General features: G+C 47.4%; 16 protein-coding genes. 5 read left to right on the top strand and 11 right to left on the bottom strand.

Annotated elements, in window-relative coordinates:
* Positions 1–8: 8 nt before the first annotated feature.
* From ndk to ligA, 6 genes are all read right to left on the bottom strand, one after another.
* Positions 9–473, bottom strand: coding sequence for a nucleoside-diphosphate kinase (gene ndk, locus E7746_RS08445; RefSeq protein ID WP_123396474.1), 465 nt, complete (start codon positions 471–473; stop codon positions 9–11).
* Between the two features lie 276 nt (positions 474–749).
* Positions 750–2,840 (bottom strand): ATP-dependent DNA helicase RecG, encoded by a 2,091-nt coding sequence (gene recG / locus E7746_RS08440; RefSeq protein ID WP_136410536.1) that lies wholly within the window; start codon positions 2,838–2,840, stop codon positions 750–752.
* Positions 2,818–3,528 carry a 2-C-methyl-D-erythritol 4-phosphate cytidylyltransferase gene (ispD, locus tag E7746_RS08435; protein WP_136410535.1) on the bottom strand — a complete coding sequence of 237 codons (711 nt, stop codon included), beginning with the start codon at positions 3,526–3,528 and terminating at the stop codon, positions 2,818–2,820. Before ispD ends, recG begins: the two co-directional genes overlap by 23 nt.
* 297 nt (positions 3,529–3,825) lie before the next feature.
* Entirely contained in the window at positions 3,826–4,599 is a 774-nt protein-coding gene (locus tag E7746_RS08430; RefSeq protein WP_136410534.1) for a UDP-2,3-diacylglucosamine diphosphatase, read from the bottom strand.
* Positions 4,600–4,624: 25 nt separating this feature from the next.
* The gene (locus E7746_RS08425) at positions 4,625–4,945 is read right to left on the bottom strand and encodes a metal-sulfur cluster assembly factor (protein WP_123396478.1); all 321 of its coding nucleotides are present in this window, start codon (positions 4,943–4,945) and stop codon (positions 4,625–4,627) included.
* A gap of 12 nt (positions 4,946–4,957) precedes the next feature.
* The gene (ligA, locus tag E7746_RS08420) at positions 4,958–6,970 is read right to left on the bottom strand and encodes an NAD-dependent DNA ligase LigA (protein WP_136410533.1); all 2,013 of its coding nucleotides are present in this window, start codon (positions 6,968–6,970) and stop codon (positions 4,958–4,960) included.
* Between the two features lie 91 nt (positions 6,971–7,061).
* On the opposite strand from ligA, the gene E7746_RS08415 reads away from it, so the two are divergent.
* Positions 7,062–7,988, top strand: coding sequence for a cation diffusion facilitator family transporter (locus E7746_RS08415; RefSeq protein WP_123396480.1), 927 nt, complete (start codon positions 7,062–7,064; stop codon positions 7,986–7,988).
* Between the two features lie 19 nt (positions 7,989–8,007).
* Here the strand turns inward: E7746_RS08415 and E7746_RS08410 are convergent, their stop codons facing one another.
* Positions 8,008–8,523, bottom strand: coding sequence for a phospholipase D-like domain-containing protein (locus E7746_RS08410; protein WP_123396481.1), 516 nt, complete (start codon positions 8,521–8,523; stop codon positions 8,008–8,010).
* Between the two features lie 1,092 nt (positions 8,524–9,615).
* On the opposite strand from E7746_RS08410, the gene E7746_RS08405 reads away from it, so the two are divergent.
* From E7746_RS08405 to E7746_RS08395, 3 genes are all read left to right on the top strand, one after another.
* A complete protein-coding gene (locus E7746_RS08405) occupies positions 9,616–11,001 on the top strand; it encodes a phage integrase SAM-like domain-containing protein (RefSeq protein ID WP_136410532.1) in 1,386 nt (461 codons plus the stop codon).
* A 244-nt stretch (positions 11,002–11,245) separates the two neighbouring features.
* Positions 11,246–11,857: a DUF6088 family protein gene (locus E7746_RS08400; RefSeq protein ID WP_123615072.1), complete on the top strand. Its 612-nt coding sequence runs from the start codon at positions 11,246–11,248 to the stop codon at positions 11,855–11,857.
* Entirely contained in the window at positions 11,841–12,866 is a 1,026-nt protein-coding gene (locus E7746_RS08395) for a nucleotidyl transferase AbiEii/AbiGii toxin family protein (protein WP_123615071.1), read from the top strand. The genes E7746_RS08400 and E7746_RS08395 overlap by 17 nt, the downstream gene beginning before the upstream one ends.
* Positions 12,867–12,995: 129 nt before the next feature.
* On the opposite strand, the gene E7746_RS08390 is transcribed toward E7746_RS08395, so the two are convergent.
* Positions 12,996–13,925: a tyrosine-type recombinase/integrase gene (locus E7746_RS08390; RefSeq protein WP_123615070.1), complete on the bottom strand. Its 930-nt coding sequence runs from the start codon at positions 13,923–13,925 to the stop codon at positions 12,996–12,998.
* 44 nt (positions 13,926–13,969) lie between these two features.
* Between E7746_RS08390 and E7746_RS15275 the strand changes: the two genes are divergently transcribed.
* Positions 13,970–15,220: a restriction endonuclease subunit S gene (locus E7746_RS15275; RefSeq protein ID WP_238337378.1), complete on the top strand. Its 1,251-nt coding sequence runs from the start codon at positions 13,970–13,972 to the stop codon at positions 15,218–15,220.
* Here the strand turns inward: E7746_RS15275 and E7746_RS08380 are convergent.
* Genes E7746_RS08380 through E7746_RS08370 form a run of 3 tightly spaced genes read right to left on the bottom strand, consistent with a single transcriptional unit; the run spans position 15,213 to position 18,639 of the window.
* The gene (locus E7746_RS08380; protein ID WP_136408674.1) at positions 15,213–15,836 is read right to left on the bottom strand and encodes a restriction endonuclease subunit S; all 624 of its coding nucleotides are present in this window, start codon (positions 15,834–15,836) and stop codon (positions 15,213–15,215) included. The two genes, E7746_RS15275 and E7746_RS08380, sit on opposite strands and share 8 nt — an antisense overlap.
* Positions 15,837–15,862: 26 nt before the next feature.
* Positions 15,863–17,056 carry a restriction endonuclease subunit S gene (locus E7746_RS08375; RefSeq protein ID WP_136410530.1) on the bottom strand — a complete coding sequence of 398 codons (1,194 nt, stop codon included), beginning with the start codon at positions 17,054–17,056 and terminating at the stop codon, positions 15,863–15,865.
* 38 nt (positions 17,057–17,094) lie between these two features.
* Positions 17,095–18,639 (bottom strand): type I restriction-modification system subunit M, encoded by a 1,545-nt coding sequence (locus tag E7746_RS08370; protein WP_123615066.1) that lies wholly within the window; start codon positions 18,637–18,639, stop codon positions 17,095–17,097.
* Positions 18,640–18,641 lie beyond the last annotated feature (2 nt).

Below are 18,641 nucleotides of genomic sequence, written 5' to 3'. Positions count from 1 at the left end.
TGGGATTCTTAATTCATTTCGTCAGGTGCATAGAAGAACCTGATGTTGGAAGGACGGTAGTTGAATATCTCTTCAGGCTTGAAGAAGCGGGCAAGTTCGATTTGTCCGTTTTCAACGCTGTCAGAAGCATGAATGATATTTTCCTGACCGCTCATGGAGAAGTCGCCACGTATTGTTCCCGGAAGAGCCTTGCGGCCATTGGTAGCACCTGTCATCAGGCGCACCACTTCAACGGCATCTTTTCCTTCAATACACATAACGATGACGGGTGTAGCCATCATCGATTCCAATAAAGAGGGGAAGAATGGACGGTCAACAAGATGGGCGTAGTGTTCACGGAGAATAGTTTCATCAAGCTGCATCATTTTCATGCCGGTGATGATCAATCCCTTTCTTTGAAAACGAGTTATAATGTCGCCGATAAGGCCACGATGAATGGCTGAAGGCTTGATGATTACTAATGTTTGCTCCATTTTAGATTTTTATGTTTGTTAACTTTTCGTAGTTCTGTAGTCCAAATATACGAAAATCATTCAAAGTGAAAGCGTGTTGTCAAGATAAAAAGTGCAAATTTTGACTTTGGAAGTGTAAAATTTGGCGTAATACATTGAATGTCAGTATGTGATGAAGGATATGTTTAAAAACATATTTTGAACAGACCGACATTTGCAGTGTTGCATAGGTTTAAAATTGTGTTAAAATATGTAATTGCGAGTGCCGTTTAATTAACATCTTCCGGGCATGGAAAATCAGCTTATTCTTGACCAATCAACGGATTTTGAAGCTTGTTGCAACAGCTCGGAGCGGAGTATCGAATTTTCGGGCAGGGCAAGCTCGGGGTCTTTGTCGAGCGTGTCGTCGGCGGCATCCCTTGCAAGCTGCACTATCTGTCCGTCGGTCGCGAGGTTGGCTATGTGCAGGTCAAATGCTATTCCGCTCTGCATGGTGCCCTCCATGTCGCCCGGGCCTCGCATCTTGAGGTCGGCTTCGGCGATTACGAATCCGTCGGTGGTCGATGTCATTATCTCGAGGCGTTGCCGGGTCTCTTTTTGTATCTTTTGATGAGTCATCAGTATGCAATAGCTTTGGTCGGCGCCTCGTCCCACTCGACCGCGCAGCTGGTGAAGTTGCGACAATCCGAATCGCTCGGCATTCTCAATGATCATGGTAGATGCATTGGGAACGTTTACGCCAACTTCGATTACGGTCGTAGCTACAAGAATCTGCGCCTGGTTGGTGGCGAATAGCATCATCTGGTGCTCCTTCTCGGCCGGCTTCATTTTTCCGTGTACGTAGCACACCTTGTAGTCGCGGAATGTTTCGCGTATCATCTCGTATCCCTCTTCGAGGCATTTCAGGTCGAGCTTCTCGTTTTCCTGAATGAGGGGATACACGATGTAGGCCTGTCGTCCCTGCTTCAGCTGCTTGCCGAGGGCCTGATATACGGCCATTCGGTTGTTGTCATATCGCAGCAGTGTAGTGACGGGTTTTCGGCCCGGCGGCAGCTCGTCGATCACCGACACGCTGAGGTCGCCGTAGATGGTCATTGCAAGTGTGCGCGGTATAGGGGTGGCCGTCATGACAAGCACGTGGGGCACCACCATGTTTTTTTGCCACAGGCGAGCGCGTTGTGCCACGCCAAATCGGTGTTGCTCGTCGATGACTACAAATCCGAGATTCTTGAACTGAACATTGTCCTCGATCACGGCGTGAGTGCCTATGAGAATGTGCAGAGAGCCGTCGGTGAGCTGGCTGTGTATGATGTCACGCTCCTTTTTGCGTGTTGAGCCGGTGAGCAACTTTACGTTTATGCCTATCGGAGCGACCATCGATGAGATGGTTTCGTAGTGCTGGGTGGCGAGTATCTCGGTGGGGGCCATCAGGCATGCCTGTGTGCCGTTGTCGAGGGCGATGAGCATGCACAGCAGTGCGACAAGGGTTTTGCCGCTGCCCACATCGCCTTGCAGCAACCGGTTCATCTGCTTTCCGGTGCCCATGTCGGCGCGAATCTCCTTTATGACGCGCTTCTGTGCTCCTGTCAGCTCAAATGGCATCTGCTGCGAGTAGAAGGTGTTGAAATATTGGCCTATCCTCGGAAATCGGAATCCGGTGAGCTGCGCGTTGCGTCGGCGCGAGTAACGCTGAATGTTGAGCTGAATGTAGAACAGCTCCTCAAATTTCAGTCTTAACCTTGCCGCCTGAAGCTTTTCGTTGGACTGTGGATTGTGAATGTTGATCAGCGATTCGCGCAACGACATGAGCTTCAACCGCTCGATGATCGAGCGCGGCAGTGTTTCGGTAATTACGGGAGAGGCCGCGAGAGCCGTCTGCACCCATGTGAATATCTGTCGTGCGCCTATGCCTTGGTTGCGCAGTGTTTCGGTGAGCGGATATACTCCTCTCAGCCCCTGTGCCGCTGTGGTCGATGCCGGAGTGTCGACTTCGGGGTGAACCATGCTCCAGCGGTTGTTGAACAGCTCCGGTTTGCCGAATATGATGTATTCATTGCCGGTGTGGTAGCTTTCGCGAATCTGCTTTATGCGCCTGAACCACACCACCTCCATTGTGCCGGTTCCGTCGGTGAACACTCCCACGAGCCTGGTCTTTGCCCCTTCGCCCTGCACGGTCATGGCAATGAAGCGTCCTTTGAGCTGAATCATGGGCATTTCACCCGACAGATCCTTGACCCGGTATATCGATGAACGGTCGAGATAGCGGGTGGGGAAGTGATAGAGCAGGTCGCGATAGGACTTTATGCCGAGCTGTTTACCAAGCAATTCGGCACGTTTGGGGCCTATCCCTTTCAAGTACTTTATGTCAAGATTCCTTAGTCGGTTCATTTCGGAGATATAACGAAGCTATGGCAAGGTCGTCGGGGAGCGTTATCTTTATGTTGTGGGGGTCGCCTTCGACGAGCGTTATGTCGGTGTAGCCGGCAGCCGCCATGACCGATGCGTCGTCGGTGAATCCGGGTTCGTAGGGGAGCGTGTAGGCTTGTTTCAGCTTCATGCCGTCGAATGCCTGCGGTGTCTGCACGGCTCTCAGTCGTTGACGGTCGACGGGATGTGAATTTACACCGTCGTCATCGAGCATTCGCAGCGAGTCGCTCACGGCTACGGTGGGTATGGCTCCCGACGCGTTGCAGGCAGCTGTCATGATGCGCTCGATCATGGGCCGGTTTATGAGCGGGCGTGCTCCGTCGTGGACGGTGATCACGCTCTTTAGCATCGGGTCGAGGACGATTGTGTCGACTGCGTTCTTGACCGATTCCCAACGGGTGCTTCCGCCGGTGACTACTCGGGGCGACATGAAGTCATAACGACGACACAGCTCCTCCCAAAGCGACAGGTGGTCGGCATTGAGCACGAGCACGATTTCCGATTCGGGAAGTGACTTGCGCATGCGCTCGATGGTGTGCATGAGCACGGGCTTATTGTCAAGCAGGCAGAACTGCTTGGGAAGGTCGGCACCGAAGCGGCTTCCTTTTCCGGCGGCGACTATTATGTGGTAGGCTTTAACGGGATTCATTGTTGCAAAATTACACAATATCATTGACTCTGCAAATGGGGTAAATAAAAAGGAGCTTAATCGCTAAGCTCCTTTTTATGAGTTTCCAATAGGTACAATTTCTAAGGTAAAAAAGATTGTTTTAGGTTTGTGTCACAAAGGTCACCCTTTTTTGTGAGCTGACCAAAGAGAAAAGCATGTTTAGCAACATTGTTTTTAATCTTTTTTATCATTAAAAATCGTTATTTTGAATGTAATATATTGTAAATCAATATATTTACGCGATATATAAAATTTATATAAAATAGTAAAATTTATTTAAAATGCAGATTTTTTATCTACATCGTCGGTGTAAAGGTGCAGCTCAAACGATTTTCCGTCAAATTTGCCGAAAGAGAAGTGATGTATCCAGTCGCCCAGAATTATCACGTGCTTGTCGCCGTTGATGGGGTAGTCGATGAGTATGTGACGATGTCCGAAGACGAAGTAATCGATGTCGAGGTGTTGCAGTGAATATTCGCTTGCAAAGGTGATGAGCGACTCGTTTTCGGCGCCTGCGAATTGAGGAATCTCCTCGCTGAAATTCCGGCTGCTTGACGACCAGTTGAGGGCAAACGGGATTGTCCATCGCGGATGAATGGTGCTGTAGAGTTTCTGGCACACTTTGTTGCGAAACATTCCTCGCATCAACCTAAATGTAGGCTTCAGTTTTCCGAGTCCGTCGCCGTGGGACATGAAAAACTTCTTTCCGGCGATCTCCTTGGTTATCCATCCGTCGATTACGGTGAGGCCTATTTCATTTTTCAGATAGTCAAACAACCAGATGTCGTGATTGCCTATAAACCAGTATATCTTCACTCCCGAGTCGGCAAGCGAGGCCAATGCTCCGAAAAATCTTATGTAACCGCGAGGCACGACAGTCTTGTACTCATACCAATAGTCGAGAATGTCACCGAGCATGTATAGCTCGGCGGCATCGTCGCGTATCGATTCAAGCCATCGCACCACACGCTGTTCGTAGCTCCTTGGATTTTTCAGGTAGGTGGCTCCGAGGTGAAGGTCCGATATGAAATATATGTTTTTTCGCTCCATCGGTTGAATTGGCGTTCTTGGGCTGTTACAGGAATCCGAGGTCAAGCTTGGCCTCCTCGCTCATCATGTCCTTGTTCCATTCGGGCTCAAACACGATGCGTATGTCGACGCGGTTTACGCCTTCGATGCTTTCGAGCTTGATGCGGGTGTCCTCGACAATGAAGTCGGCGGCGGGGCAATTGGGCGCGGTGAGCGTCATGTCGACGGTGAGATTTCCTTCATCGCTGAGGTCGATGTTATAGATAAGTCCGAGATTGTATATGTCGACGGGTATTTCGGGGTCATATACGGTTTTGAGCATCGTTATGATGCGCTCCTCAATATTTAATCGTTCTTCGGGTGTCATAATGTTGCAAAGTTAGTCATTTTCTATCATTTTGAGGAATGTGTCCTCGTCGATAATGGGAATGTTGAGCGAAGTCGCTTTCTGCAATTTGGCGGGGCCCATGTTTTCGCCGGCTAACAGATAGTCGGTCTTCTTGGAAATCGAACTTACGTTCTTGCCTCCGTGACGCTCGATCATGTCCTTGTACTCGTCGCGTGAATGCTTGCTGAAGGTGCCGCTTATCACGATGCTTTTGCCTGCAAGACGGTCGGAGCTGTCGGCATCGTCGCGCTTGGGCATCGACATCTGCACTCCGGCTCGCCTAAGACGCTCGATGATGTCACGGTTTACGGGGTTGTTGAAGTACTCCTGCACGCTTTCGGCTATGCGCGGGCCTATGTCGTCGATTGCGGTGAGCGCTTCGACTCCGGCGTTCATCACGCTGTCGATGTCGCCGAGCGAGCGGGCCAGTTTCTTGGCTACGGTTTCGCCCACGAATGGGATTGAGAGCGCATACATGACCCTCTCAAAGGGCACCTGCCTGGAGGCTTCGATGCCGTCGATCATTCGGTCGGCGGTGCGGGGGCCGAATCCCGGCAGTGCTTCTATCTCGGTGCGATGAGTGTGCAGGTCGTAGAGGTCGGCGATGTCGTTAACCCAGCCGTTCTGATAGAGGATTACCACAATTTCTTCGCCGATGCCTTCGATGTTCATCATGCGCCGGCCTACGAAGTGCTCGATTCGGCCGCATATCTGGGGCGGGCAACCCCATTTGTTGGGACACATCCACGCCGCCTCGCCTTCGACCCTCACAAGCCGCGTGCCGCATATAGGGCAGTCGGTCACGAATGTCACGGGCTTTGCATCGGGCAGTCGGCTGTCGGTGTCGACACCGGTTATCTTGGGTATTATCTCGCCTCCTTTTTCGACATAAAGCATGTCGTGCTCGTGAATGTCGAGGGTGCGCACAATGTCGGCGTTGTGGAGCGACGCACGCTTCACGATGGTGCCCGATAGCAGCACGGGTTCAAGATTGGCCACGGGGGTTACCACTCCCGTGCGTCCTACCTCAAATGACACGAATCGCAGTTGGGTCAAGGCGCGTTCGGCCTGGAACTTGTAGGCGATGGCCCAGCGCGGCGACTTGGCAGTGTAGCCGAGATTGAGCTGCTGGCGCAGATTGTTGACCTTGAACACAAGGCCGTCGGTGGCTACGGGCAACTCCTTTCGCGCCGTGTCCCAATATTCGATGAATCGGTCGACCTCCTCGATTGAGTGGAGCAGCTTCATCTCGGATGATACCTTGAATCCCCATTTGCGTGCCTCCATCATGTTGTCGTAGTGGTTGTCGCAGGGTAGATTGTCGCCGAGCAGGTAGTAGAACACCGCATCGAGGCCGCGACGGGCCACTTCGGCCGAATTTTGCATCTTAAGTGTTCCGGCGGCGGCGTTGCGCGGATTGGCAAAGAGCGGCTCCTCGTTGAACTCGCGTTCGGCGTTGAGGCGGTCAAATGCCTTCCACGGCAGAACTATCTCGCCGCGAATCTCAAACTCCTGCGGCCAGCCGCTTCCGTTAAGCTGCAGCGGCACGCTCTTGATGGTCATGACATTGTCGGTCACGATGTCGCCGCGCTCTCCGTCGCCGCGTGTCACGGCGCGCACGAGTCGTCCGTCACGGTAGGTGAGCGAAATCGATGTACCGTCAAATTTCATCTCTCCCACGATGCTGAACTCTTCGCCCATGAGCGATTCGCGTGTACGATGCAGGAAATCGTCGACCTCCGCGATGGAGTAGGTGTTGCCGAGCGACAGCATGGGGCGCTGATGAACATGCTGCTCAAATGCCTTGTTGATGTCGCTGCCTACACGATGGGTGGGGGAGTAGGGGTCGTCGAGTTCGGGATGCTCATGTTCGAGCTTCTCAAGCTCCTTCATCATCATGTCGAAGTCGCGATCCGATATTTCGGGGGCGTTCAACACGTAGTAATTATAATTGTGTCGGTTAAGTTCCTTGCGCAGGTTTTCGATTTGCTTGGCTGCATCCATCTTTGAAATATTGAAAAAAGTTTAGACACAAATATAAGTATAAAATGTCATCAATTGTTATATTTGCAGTGTTATATTAATAAAAATTATTATGGAGCATCACCATCATCACCATCATGAAGTGACTTCGCTTAACAGGGCGTTCATCATAGGCATCGTCATCAATGCCCTATATGTAGTGTGCGAGGCCGTGTTCGGTTTCATATATAACTCGTTGGGACTGTTGTCGGATGCCGGGCATAATCTTGGCGACTGCACGTCGCTCGTGCTTGCCATGCTTGCGTTCAAGTTGTCGACCCGTCCCGCGACCGAGCGCTACACCTACGGCTACCGCAAGTCGACGGTGCTCGTTTCGTTGCTCAACGCTTTGATTCTGCTCGTGGCGGTGGGAGTCATAATAGGTGAGAGTGTTTCCAAGATATTGCATCCGGTGGCTGTCGACGGCGACGCTGTGGCCTGGGTGGCCGGCGTGGGTGTGCTGATAAACGGATTCACGGCATGGCTGTTTATCGATGTGAAGAATCGTGACCTGAATGTGAAGGGCGCGTATCTGCACATGGCGGCTGACGCGCTTGTGTCGATAGGCGTAGTGATTTCGGGTATCGTGATACATTTTACGGGATTCTACCTGATCGACCCTATCGTGGGACTCGTGATTGCCGCAGTCATAGTCTACTCTACATTTGACCTGCTTCGCGACAGTCTGCGGCTGGCTCTTGACGGAGTGCCGCGTGACATCGACATGTCGAAGATTGAGAAAGCCATAGCCGATACACCCGGCGTGATTGAGTTTCATCATCTGCACGTGTGGGCGCTGAGTACGACTCAAAACGCCCTAACCGTGCACGTGAGGGTGCGCGATTACAGCGACATGGAGTCGGTTAAGTGCGAGATAAAGCATCGGCTCGACCACCTGGGCATATCGCACGCCACAATCGAGCTCGAAACAGCCTCCGAACCCGCCACCGACAGCTGCGGCTGCTGCGACACGTCCCACAACCATCACGATGTTGATTGATATTTGAGTTGGTCGGGCGTTATTTTATTGGGTCGGTGCAGTATTGGCGGCGGCCGCAGCGGGTGCAGTGACTGCCTCGCCAAACGCTGTCAAACTGCTCCATGGCGGCATCGATCAGGGCGGGGTCGTCGGTGAGGATTCCGGCCTCGAAGTTGCGTCGGTTGCTGCTCTTCATACCTATTCCGGCTCCTGTGAGATTGGCCGACCCGATGTAGGCGGTGGTGAAGTCAAAAATCAGAATCTTGAAATGCACGCGCAGGCACAGCATCCGCTCAAGTCCCTTGCTGAGGATGGGGTATCGGTCGAAGTCCTCCCTGAAGGCCTGACCGGGTTCCTTGGCGTGTATAAGTCTAATCTCAACGCCTTGTTGCAGAAGTTTGGCCAATAGTCCGAGGAAGGGTTCGGTAGAGTTGCCCGACTTTACATGAAGGTCCTTGATGTCGGCGGTGCCTATCCATAACGACCTCTTCACTGAAGCCGCCTTTGCAATTACTTTGTTGTAATGATCGATGTCGGAAATGAATTCTACAGCCATGATGCGAATTTAATAAAAATAGTTGATTATTAATGGCCGATGAGGTGTCGGCTCCGAAAAAAGCGTGACAGCTTTACCCGGTGACGAAGGTAAAGCTGTCGTTGTGCCGATTAGGATTCAGGTTGGTGGTATATTGTGTGTTGTCAATCAGCAATTGATTCATAGGGGCTTAATGTTTTTACTGCTTGCAAAGGTATTGATAACATGTCGCATTTTTTGATACTGCTTTGAATTTTTTTGATATTTAATTTGGTGGATTGAGTGCATATATGGTGTTGTCGCCTTTGCGGGTTGCATAACGCAAGGTGTGTTATATATGAGTATGGATGATTGATGGGTTGCATCCTTCGCTCTTCACCTTCAAATTCCCGCTTTAGCGGAGGGCTGCGTTAGCTGCCCAATAGAATGCTATCGTTAGCGGGTGGAGCGTTTTATTGGGCAACTACGTAGCCCTTTTCTTATATATATTCATATACCCTATACCCGTGCTGCGGACGCCTAACGGCGGCCTTGCGCGGGCCTAACGTTATTAAGCTGCTCTGCAGCTTTTGCGCTAACGCGGGGATTTGCGGTTGGATGGGGTGCGCCCTGCGCTGCGCGGAAGCATGGCCTCCAATACTCATTTTACGTGTCTGTGATATGCAACCCTTGCGGGTTGAGGGATGGGGGGCGCTGCCTTATTCACGGGTGGCACTTCGCTTACCCGCGGTTAAGAACATGTAATGCCTGGCGGCATATTTTTCTTCTTCAGGCTTTGCAAAATATACGCCTAAACACAGGTTTATTACTATGCGCCCCATTAGTCCCCATGCGTCACTAAATATACAATTTTTAACATTTTGCGCTGGGGCGAAAAAAAGAGCCAAATCATAATGATTTAGCTCTTTTTTTGTTGCCTTGGAAGGGCAACTTTTGTGATATTTCGTGAAACTTCGATTTTGTAAATATGCCAATATTAAATGGTTATACATTTTAACAATTTCATAAAGTCGCAAAAAGCATCATAATGTCGCTTTGATTTGTATCAACTTTGTATCAACTTTTGAACTATATCATATACCTTTGCCGTTATTAGATAAACACTTATCGAATATGGCTAAATCAGCATATACTAAATTCGTACTGCGAACCACCAAGAAAACCGGCGTTGCGCCTCTTTATACCCGTCGCGTTGGCTTCAACTCCAATCTTATGCTCCACTCTCGAATTGAAGTTGACATCAAGACTTGGAATGACGCCATTTCCACTCCCGGACGGTGGAATACATTTCGTGCCGGTCCAGGGAAGGAACTCTGCGACAAGCTTGATGAAATGTCGGCTCTGATTGATACTATAATCAACGACCCTAAAGGTTCAAGAACGAAACTTGATAAGGCGATAGATGAATTCGCCCATAAAGAGCAACGCGAGTTTCAGGAGGCACAACGGAAAGCACAGGAAGAAGCACAAGAGCGTAAGAAAGCTCAACGTGAGGCTGAACAGCGGCGCAAAAAAGAAGAACTTGAAGCGATGCTCCGACAGCGTGAAGAATCCTTCATTGTGGCTCTTGATGTCTTTATTGATGCTGCCCCGGCTCGAACATGGCACGGCAAACCAATTGGACTGAAAACGATACAGCACTACAAGCATCTTCGCCGCTATATCCGCGACTTTATGAAGAAGAAGCATATCACCGATATTCGGTTTGACGAACTCAATAAGTCGTTTTATTCCGATTATCTATCCTTTGCCTATGGAGAGGGATTAAAGCTAAATACTATCGGCGACCATATCAAGGTAATCAAGACCGTTATCCGCGACCAACCGATGCGCATACAATGTATGGCAGAAGATTTCCTTAGATGTGAAAAGCTGAAAGAGGAGGCGGAAAGTATCGCTCTGCTCGAAAGTGAGATTGATCTGATAGCAAAACAAGAGTTGCCAACCGAACACCTCAGAACCGTGCGCAATCAGTTCATATTGATGTGCTGGACAGGAGCCAGACACTCCGACCTCGAACAACTCAATTACAACTCCATTCATGTAACAGAGGATGGAGAACGATATATCCAATATAAAGCAAAAAAGACCGATAAGGTATCGGTGGTAAAGATTTTGCCCGAAACTCAAGCAATCCTCGACTTATACGATGACGGAAAGGCGATGCCACGTGTAATCAGCAACCAGAAGTTCAACGATGCGCTGAAAGAAATAATGAAAGCTGTATATGAGGCAAATCCGGAAAGTACATTAGCCGGATATGTTACCAAGGCATATACCGCCGACGTAGGCAATGGCAGAGCCGGACGCAAAACCGACATATACCAGCGATGGCAGATGGTGAGCTGCCACACCGGGCGCCGCTCATTCGCCACTAATATGCGACTACGAGGTAATGACCGAGATGTAATCTGTGCAGCCACGGGCCACACCACCGAAGCATCACTCAGCCGCTACATCAAGGAAGACCGTCTTACTCGTGCCTCACGTCTAAAGTAGAACTATGCAAAAGAATAATTTTTCTTTTCACCAGCCCTATCTATATGTTGGTTTGGTTTAAGTCGGGTATATATTACCCGGACTAAACCAAACTGACATATCATACCACACCTATGATTTGCGGCTGATGTAAAATCCTATTTAATTGGATGTAATGTTTTGTGTAATTGGAAATAAAACACTAACTTTGCACTGCTGAGAAAGGACAATTAAGCGTTTATTTTCCTTTTTTACTCATCGCGATATGAAACAAACAATTATCTCAAAGGTCAATCGCAGCAAGAAGGGCACCATCTTCTTGCCGGATAGCTTTTTGCCTATTGATACTCACTACGCCTCCAACATATTGTCAGAACTATGCAATGAAGGGAAGCTTGTCAGAGTTGCCACAGGGATATACGTTAAGCCAAAAGAATCACGATTTGGGCCCGTTATTCCGACGATAGGAGAAATAGCACAGACCATAGCAAAACGTGATGATGCGCAACTGTTGCCAACCGGAGCGACTGCTGAGAATTATCTCGGTTTTTCAACACAAGTTCCAATGAACTCCGTGTATCTTACATCAGGAACACCACGTAAAATAAAGATTGGCAAACGTACTCTGACTCTTAAACATAGTGTGCCATCGACATTTGCATATAAGGGCAAGATTATGCCGATATTAGTGCTTGCGCTAAAGTCTATCAAGCAATATAATGTTGATGATAATACTCTTGACGTAGTTTATGGCGTGTTGAAAGAAAGCCCGGAGGAAGAGACATGGCAAGAAGATATAGCTCGTGCTCCGCGCTGGATTAGAAAAATTATTATCGAAACAAAGGATAAAATCAAACGAAATGAGCAGATGGATTGATGCCTCGGATGCTGACCGTCAACAGTCGGCATATATTATAGCAAATGAAAAGAACATCAGCGTGGGTGCGGTTGAAAAGGACTGGTGGGTTACTGCCATTTTGAAGGTTCTGTTTTCCCTTTCCCCGGCAAAGTATATGTTCTTCAAAGGTGGAACAAGTCTCAGCAAAGGCTGGAACCTGATTGACCGCTTTTCGGAAGACATCGACATAGCCCTCTATCGTGATTTCTATCTCAATGAACTTGGTAAGGATTGCGCTAAAGCTGCAACTAACAATCAGGTGAAGAATCTCCGCATTGTCAATCGTGATTATATACTTGGCGAGTTCGCAAAGGAATTGGAATCGAAACTTATAGAATCCGGTTTAGGCGAATGCAAGGTAGTACCGATAACCACAAAGAAGGACGGTTCGCCAATCGACCACGACAGCGATCCGGTAATCATAGAGATTCACTATCCGGTCAAAGTTGACTCTGATGCGTATGTGCGTCCCGTAGTCAAGATTGAGATAAGTTGTCTTTCGATGAAAGAACCGTTTGAAGTCAAGCGCATATCATCACTCGTTGGCAATGCTTTCCCGGAGATTGACGGTGAGACATTTGCCGAAATACCGACCATAACACCGACACGCACATTCCTTGAAAAAGCCTTTCTGCTCAATGAGGAATACCAGCGTCGTTCACCTCGCTCCGACCGCATGAGCCGCCATCTTTATGATTTGGAGCGACTGATGGACACTGCTTTTGCAGAAGCCGCACTCTCCGACATGGAATTATATCAGGAAATCATCGCCCATCGCCAACGATTCTATCATGTCGGCGGTGTAAACTACGAGCTTAACCATCCGTCAACCATCGCATTCTGTCCGACTGGCGAATTGCGCGACAAAATGCGCCTTGACTACGAAACAATGAAAACCTCCATGATTTACGGGGAGAAGCTGTCGTTTGATGCACTAATTGACCGGCTCGAACAATTGGAAAATCGTTTCCGCTCAATGCCCATGTAACCTATGAGGACAACAACACTCACGCCCAACCTTCTTTTTGCTGAGTATTTCCATATAAGTTTAGGTTTGGTTGGGCATATATAAAGCCCGAACCAAACCAAACTATTGTAGCGGGGATGTTTCTCCGCGTCAGAGGGAGCGGAGCATTTTGTCGATGCACTTTTTCTTTTGCTCAGCGCCCGGATGGACGTAAAGGTTGAGAGTTGTGGCGATGTCGGCATGGCCGAGTATGACGCTGACCGTTTTGTAATCGCAGTTGCTTTCGATGCAGCGTGTGGCGAAACTATGGCGTAGTCCGTGAAATTTCAGCGGGGGTATGCCGAGCTGTTTCATCAGCTTCATGTAGTAGTTGCGGTAGGTACGCGGCTCAATGGGCTGCGGCTCGTTGCTTATGACGTAGTATTCGTTGTTGACGACCTTCTTAAAGGGTCGTATCATTGTCATCAGGGGCTTGTTGAGCGGTATTTCGCGGGCGGAGTTTGCGGTCTTGGGAGTATTGACGACGATTTGAGTGTGTTTGGTGCCGTCATCTTCGAGAACATAGATTCTCTCCACCGTGCGTTGCACAGTCAGCATTGAGCGTTCAATGTCGAGATCGCACCATTTCAAGCCGCATACCTCCCCGATGCGTAGCCCGGTCGTAAGGCAGACGTATATGCCGAGATTGCGGAATGTGAAGTTCTGGCTGATGTAGTCCAGAATTTTGCGGTGGTTTGCGGCTGTCAGGACTTCTAAGCCTTGCTTTTCGGGAGCGGTCGGATATTTGATGTCCCACTCGCAGTGTTGGAGATAGCCGTGCTTTTCGCCGAAGCGAACTATCATTTTCAGGACTATGAGTATGTCCTTGACGTACTTCTGACTCAGACCGGAGTTAAGTCGGTCGATTACAAACGACTGCACATCCGCTTCGGTCAAGGCGTAAAGATTCCCGAATGTCGGGATTATTTGATTCTCTACGATTAGGGCGTAGGCTGAGTATGTGGATTGCTTCACATACTGTCGCTTGTCCTTTTTCCAAAGGACAGCGAGATCTTTGATTGTGATTTTTTCTTTTTCCATATTCGTTGAAATGAATTGATTAGGATAATTAAAGAAAATATCGCATCAATTCGCCCGTTTCCACATCCGCACCCTCCCTGCGCTTCCCCGGATTCACCGAACCGTGGAGAAGAATTCGATTAGGGAAAATCGCGACATTCAGTAAAGGTGCAGGTATATCTAAAGACCAAAGGAATGAGAACGGGAAACCATGCATTCTATATGGAGAACTATATACCACGTATACTGCCACAAATATCACAAACGTTATCAGTAGGACGAATTTACCAGAAGACAGCCTGATTAAAAGTGTGGCAAATGATGTCATAATCCCATCCTCAGGCGAAACTGCCGAAGATATTGCCACTGCACGATGTGTCCTCAAAAATGATGTTTTCTTAGGGGGAGACTTAAATATTATTCGATTGAATAATGATAGTGGTTCTTTTTTGTGCTATCAACTAAATGGGGTACGCAAGCGGGAGATCGCCAAATTAGCCCAAGGTGTTTCCGTTGTCCATCTCTATAAAGAATCCTTGAAATCGCTCGTGGTCTCTATTCCTTCAATTGATGAACAATCAAAAATCGCATATTTTTTACAACTCCTTGACGAGCGCATTGCAACTCAAAGGAGGCTGATTGAGGATTTGGAAAAACTAAAGTCCTCAATTGTTGAAGAAGTATACTGCTCACCAAGAGAAAATGTCCCTCGTCAGAGAATCAATAAGAAATATGTTGATAACTGGTCAGTATGTCAACTTGGTGATATTTGCACACGCATAACAAGGAGAAATACCACTATTGAATCAAACCGTATTCTTACAATCGCAGCTCAATATGGACTGATTGATCAATGTTCATTCTTCAACAAAGTAGTTGCAAGTGAGAATCTAAGCAATTATTATATTCTTAAAAAGGGCGATTTCGCATACAATAAAAGTTATTCAGGTGATTATATTTGGGGCGCAGTAAAAAGGTTGGACAAATATGAATCAGGTGTATTGTCTCCCCTCTATATCTGCTTCCAGCCAAAAGAAAAACTCATTGACTCAGATTATCTTTTGTTTTACTTTGAGTCAAAGAAATGGCACAAAGATATTGCAGAAATTGTTGTTGAAGGAGCAAGAAATCACGGACTGCTGAATGTCTCGATAAAAGATTTCTTTAATATGCTAATACCTTTGCCATCGCTTGATGAGCAAAGAGATATAGCAGCCACTATTAGAGCCGTTTTGATAAAGATAGAATGCGAGAGAACAATATTACAAAGATATGAAAGTCAGAAAGGCTACCTTCTATCAAAGATGCTCATATAAACATCTTCGATAGCAGATAGATTCTCTGTTGAATATATCTGTTATGCAATTCTATTTCTGTCGATATTTTGTCGGTTAACAACTGGAGAGTATTGAAGATCTTTATTTGATATTCTTTTGCGGGAAGTGAGAATTTTATATTCATCAACGATGGCTTATGTAAATTGAAGCGAGTGCTGCCTTGTGCATAGGGGATTATCTTCCTACGGAAATAAGTCGTTGAAGTAAAGTATCCCATATAAGGGGGATACACCATTTCAGACTCTTGAATATGTATGCCAAAACAAAAACTATTCAAGTATAGTTCTTTAGCATTCCCCATATATACAGCGGAATAGCCAATTTCTTCGGGCGTTTCCGACGACAGGGTAAACAGTAAATCGCCCGTGCGTACCTTATTCTGATTCTCTCCGTCTCTAATCTCCACATTATCAAAATTGTAATCGGTTATCACTTGATTCTGATATACGTTCAGATATGAGATAAAAGGCTTTCCATAGCCAAAATCTTCAGCGGATTTCCCGGTCAAACCTCCATAATCAATGCCAATTTCATTGAATGACGTTTTGCAATCCGTGGTCAATGTTTCATATAGCGTTTCATTTATTGAGGACATTGATTGAAATATATCCTCAATCTATGTCACACGAACATCTTGGATAACAAATATTCTCGTTGCTCTGTGTAATGGGTCAATATGGACTTTTCAAGAATAATCTTGTCGCTAATTGTATCCAAGCATTTAGCGAGGGTTAATGCCTCGCTTTCATCGGTTGGCAGAGGGACGCTGTTTGCTAAGAATCCACTGTTTGTGATGTTGATTGTGTTTTTCGCACCTTTCTGAATTATAGGATGAAGATAGTTAAAAGTATTTACCTCGCTCTCAAAGTAGTAACCCAGCAATATACCAATCCAATCATATTTAGGAACAAATACCCCATATAATGGGGAAATAGCTGCCGGTAATTTCTGAGTGTTGCGTTTGACTATTCCATAAGGGAAACTCCCGGTCGGGCTTTTGGTATATATAATATCCCCATAGCGAGCAACATTATAATGTCCTGTCTCTTTTGCAGCAAATGAGCGACCAAGATATTCTATCTGATTTACAACTCCCTCAGAAACCGATACCGAGCAAACATTGTATCCCGCAGAGTTTTTTTCGCCGCGCTCGGTCAGAATGTCACTTAATGAGGTCAACTTCCACGACTTCTTGGATAAGCCTCTTGATATTGCGTTTTGTAGTAATGCTCTACGCAAAGATATAAAATCCTCAATCAGCCTCCTTTGGGTAGCTATGCGCTCATCGAGTAGTCCCAAGGACCGAGTTATTTTTTCTTGCTCTTCTAAAGATGGAACATGTATAGTGATGGGATTAATATGAATATTATTGATTTGAGGAATAGTTGAGGTATCCGCAATTCGACTTAATCTTGCTCGGAGAATGAAATAAAACAAATATTGATCTGAGATAAACGAATTATCTGCTTTAATTCCCATCAAATTGGTATCAATATTAATCGGGAAGAGATTCATTCTGACCTTGTTGGTTAGGATTGCGGCACCTCTTTTAGAGAAAACGACACAGCCTTCTGGTAAAATATTCTTTCCTCGTTGGCTCAGATATGGAGTTTCTCCTAAATATTTCTCACACCAATTTAGTTGTTCAACCTTGTAATATGGTATTATTCCAAATTTTGAACTAACACAATTGGGGCTTTCTCCGCTAAAAATGCGTATATAGTCACCCAGTCGACACTTTTTCCACGGCTCGGTGAAGCCGGGGAAGCGCAAAACGGGCGAATTGGAGTTTTTATTGTTTTCAGTGTCAGTCATCGGGATTTTCAATCTTTACTGTTCAACATTAAGGATTCTTATTCCACGATTCCAAGTTCGCGGAGATACACTTCGATTTGCGCGTCGAGTTCAGAGCGTTTCGCTTCAAGCTCTTTGATGTCTGCCATTACTGCCTTGATGTCGATTTCTTCCTCTTCCTCGAATGTATCTACATAGCGGGGAATGTTGAGGTTATAATCGTTGTCGGCTATCTCCTTAAGCGAAGCCAGATGGCTGTATTTTTCGATTTCAGTACGATTGCGATAGGTATCTACAATCTTCTGTATGTGTTCGGGGCGCAGTTTGTTTTGCGTCTTAACCTTCTCAAACTCCCGGCTTGCATCAATAAAGAGAATGGAGTCATCCTCCTTGCGGCATTTCTTGGCTACGATGATGCAGGTTGGTATTCCCGTGCCGTAGAAGATGTTTGGTGGCAAACCGATAATAGCGTCAATGTAGTTCTTGTTCTCAATGAGATAACGGCGTATCTTACCCTCGGCATTACCACGGAATAGTACGCCGTGGGGAGCTACACAGGCGAGTGTACCGCCCTCATTGAGATGATGAATCATGTGCAGGATGAAAGCGTAGTCCGCTTTCGATTTCGGAGCCAATGCCCCTGCCTTGCTGAAACGGTCGTCAGAGTTGAATTTCTCCGCCGCGCTCCATTGTGCCGAGAAAGGAGGATTTGCAACCACGGCATCAAACTCTCTGTCGGGGAAAGCATCAGCTTCGAGGGTGTCACCGTTTTCTATGGTGAAATCCTTGTACTTGACACCATGAAGGAGCATATTCATACGGGCAAGATTGAATGTGGTGGGGTTTTTCTCTTGTCCATAAATGGTGTCGGCATTGCCGTTGCGTGCTGTGCGCAGAAGAAGGGAGCCGGAACCGCAAGTAGGGTCATATACATCGCGCAGACGTGTCTTTCCAGTGGTCACTACCTCGGCGAGAATCTGACTAACCTCCTGAGGAGTGTAAAACTCACCGGCTTTTTTACCGGCACCGGCAGCAAACTGACCGATCATATACTCGTATGCATCGCCGAGAATGTCGATGTCGGAAGCCTCGTTAAGTCCGAAGTCTATGCCGTTGAGGGCTACAAGCACGTTGGAAATTAGTGTATTCTTATCATCGGCAGACTTTCCCAACTTAGGCGAAGCGAGGTCAATGTCGGAGAAAAGACCGCCAAAATCCTCATTGCTGTCCTGACCTACGGTGCTGTCCTCTATTTTCTTCAGCGAGCGTTCAAGTTGAGGCAGGATGTTCTCTCTGCGGTCAACCGCCTCGATAATGCTTGAGAAAAGGAACTCCGGCTCAAGGAAGTATCCGAGGTTGCTTAGACACTCGTCTTTTATGTCGGCTTTCAACTCGGCATCGTCGCTTGCCCAAGCATTCTTGAATGTAACACCGTCCTCCGACAATATGTCATCGGCATACATCTCAATCTTCTCGGACAAGTATTTGTAGAATATGAATCCGAGGGTGAAATACATAAAGTCGCTCGCCGACATATTGCCGCGAAGGTTGTTTGCCACAGTCCAAAGCTGACTGCGAAGCTGCTGCTGGAGTTCCTCGCTCATAT

The sequence above is a fragment of the Muribaculum gordoncarteri genome (assembly GCF_004803695.1).
Taxonomy (GTDB): Bacteria; Bacteroidota; Bacteroidia; order Bacteroidales; family Muribaculaceae; genus Muribaculum; species Muribaculum gordoncarteri.
This window is presented reverse-complemented; position numbering and strand designations above follow the sequence as displayed.

What these genes read in the sequence shown, in the direction of transcription:
- ndk (WP_123396474.1), bottom strand. Translation starts at nt 473, where the DNA reads ATGGAGCAAACATTAGTAATCATCAAGCCTTCAGCCATTCATCGTGGC.
- recG (WP_136410536.1), bottom strand. Translation starts at nt 2,840, where the DNA reads ATGAACCGACTAAGGAATCTTGACATAAAGTACTTGAAAGGGATAGGC.
- ispD (WP_136410535.1), bottom strand. Translation starts at nt 3,528, where the DNA reads ATGAATCCCGTTAAAGCCTACCACATAATAGTCGCCGCCGGAAAAGGA.
- E7746_RS08430 (WP_136410534.1), bottom strand. Translation starts at nt 4,599, where the DNA reads ATGGAGCGAAAAAACATATATTTCATATCGGACCTTCACCTCGGAGCC.
- E7746_RS08425 (WP_123396478.1), bottom strand. Translation starts at nt 4,945, where the DNA reads ATGACACCCGAAGAACGATTAAATATTGAGGAGCGCATCATAACGATG.
- ligA (WP_136410533.1), bottom strand. Translation starts at nt 6,970, where the DNA reads ATGGATGCAGCCAAGCAAATCGAAAACCTGCGCAAGGAACTTAACCGA.
- E7746_RS08415 (WP_123396480.1), top strand. Translation starts at nt 7,062, where the DNA reads ATGGAGCATCACCATCATCACCATCATGAAGTGACTTCGCTTAACAGG.
- E7746_RS08410 (WP_123396481.1), bottom strand. Translation starts at nt 8,523, where the DNA reads ATGGCTGTAGAATTCATTTCCGACATCGATCATTACAACAAAGTAATT.
- E7746_RS08405 (WP_136410532.1), top strand. Translation starts at nt 9,616, where the DNA reads ATGGCTAAATCAGCATATACTAAATTCGTACTGCGAACCACCAAGAAA.
- E7746_RS08400 (WP_123615072.1), top strand. Translation starts at nt 11,246, where the DNA reads ATGAAACAAACAATTATCTCAAAGGTCAATCGCAGCAAGAAGGGCACC.
- E7746_RS08395 (WP_123615071.1), top strand. Translation starts at nt 11,841, where the DNA reads ATGAGCAGATGGATTGATGCCTCGGATGCTGACCGTCAACAGTCGGCA.
- E7746_RS08390 (WP_123615070.1), bottom strand. Translation starts at nt 13,925, where the DNA reads ATGGAAAAAGAAAAAATCACAATCAAAGATCTCGCTGTCCTTTGGAAA.
- E7746_RS08380 (WP_136408674.1), bottom strand. Translation starts at nt 15,836, where the DNA reads ATGTCCTCAATAAATGAAACGCTATATGAAACATTGACCACGGATTGC.
- E7746_RS08375 (WP_136410530.1), bottom strand. Translation starts at nt 17,056, where the DNA reads ATGACTGACACTGAAAACAATAAAAACTCCAATTCGCCCGTTTTGCGC.
- E7746_RS08370 (WP_123615066.1), bottom strand. Translation starts at nt 18,639, where the DNA reads ATGAGCGAGGAACTCCAGCAGCAGCTTCGCAGTCAGCTTTGGACTGTG.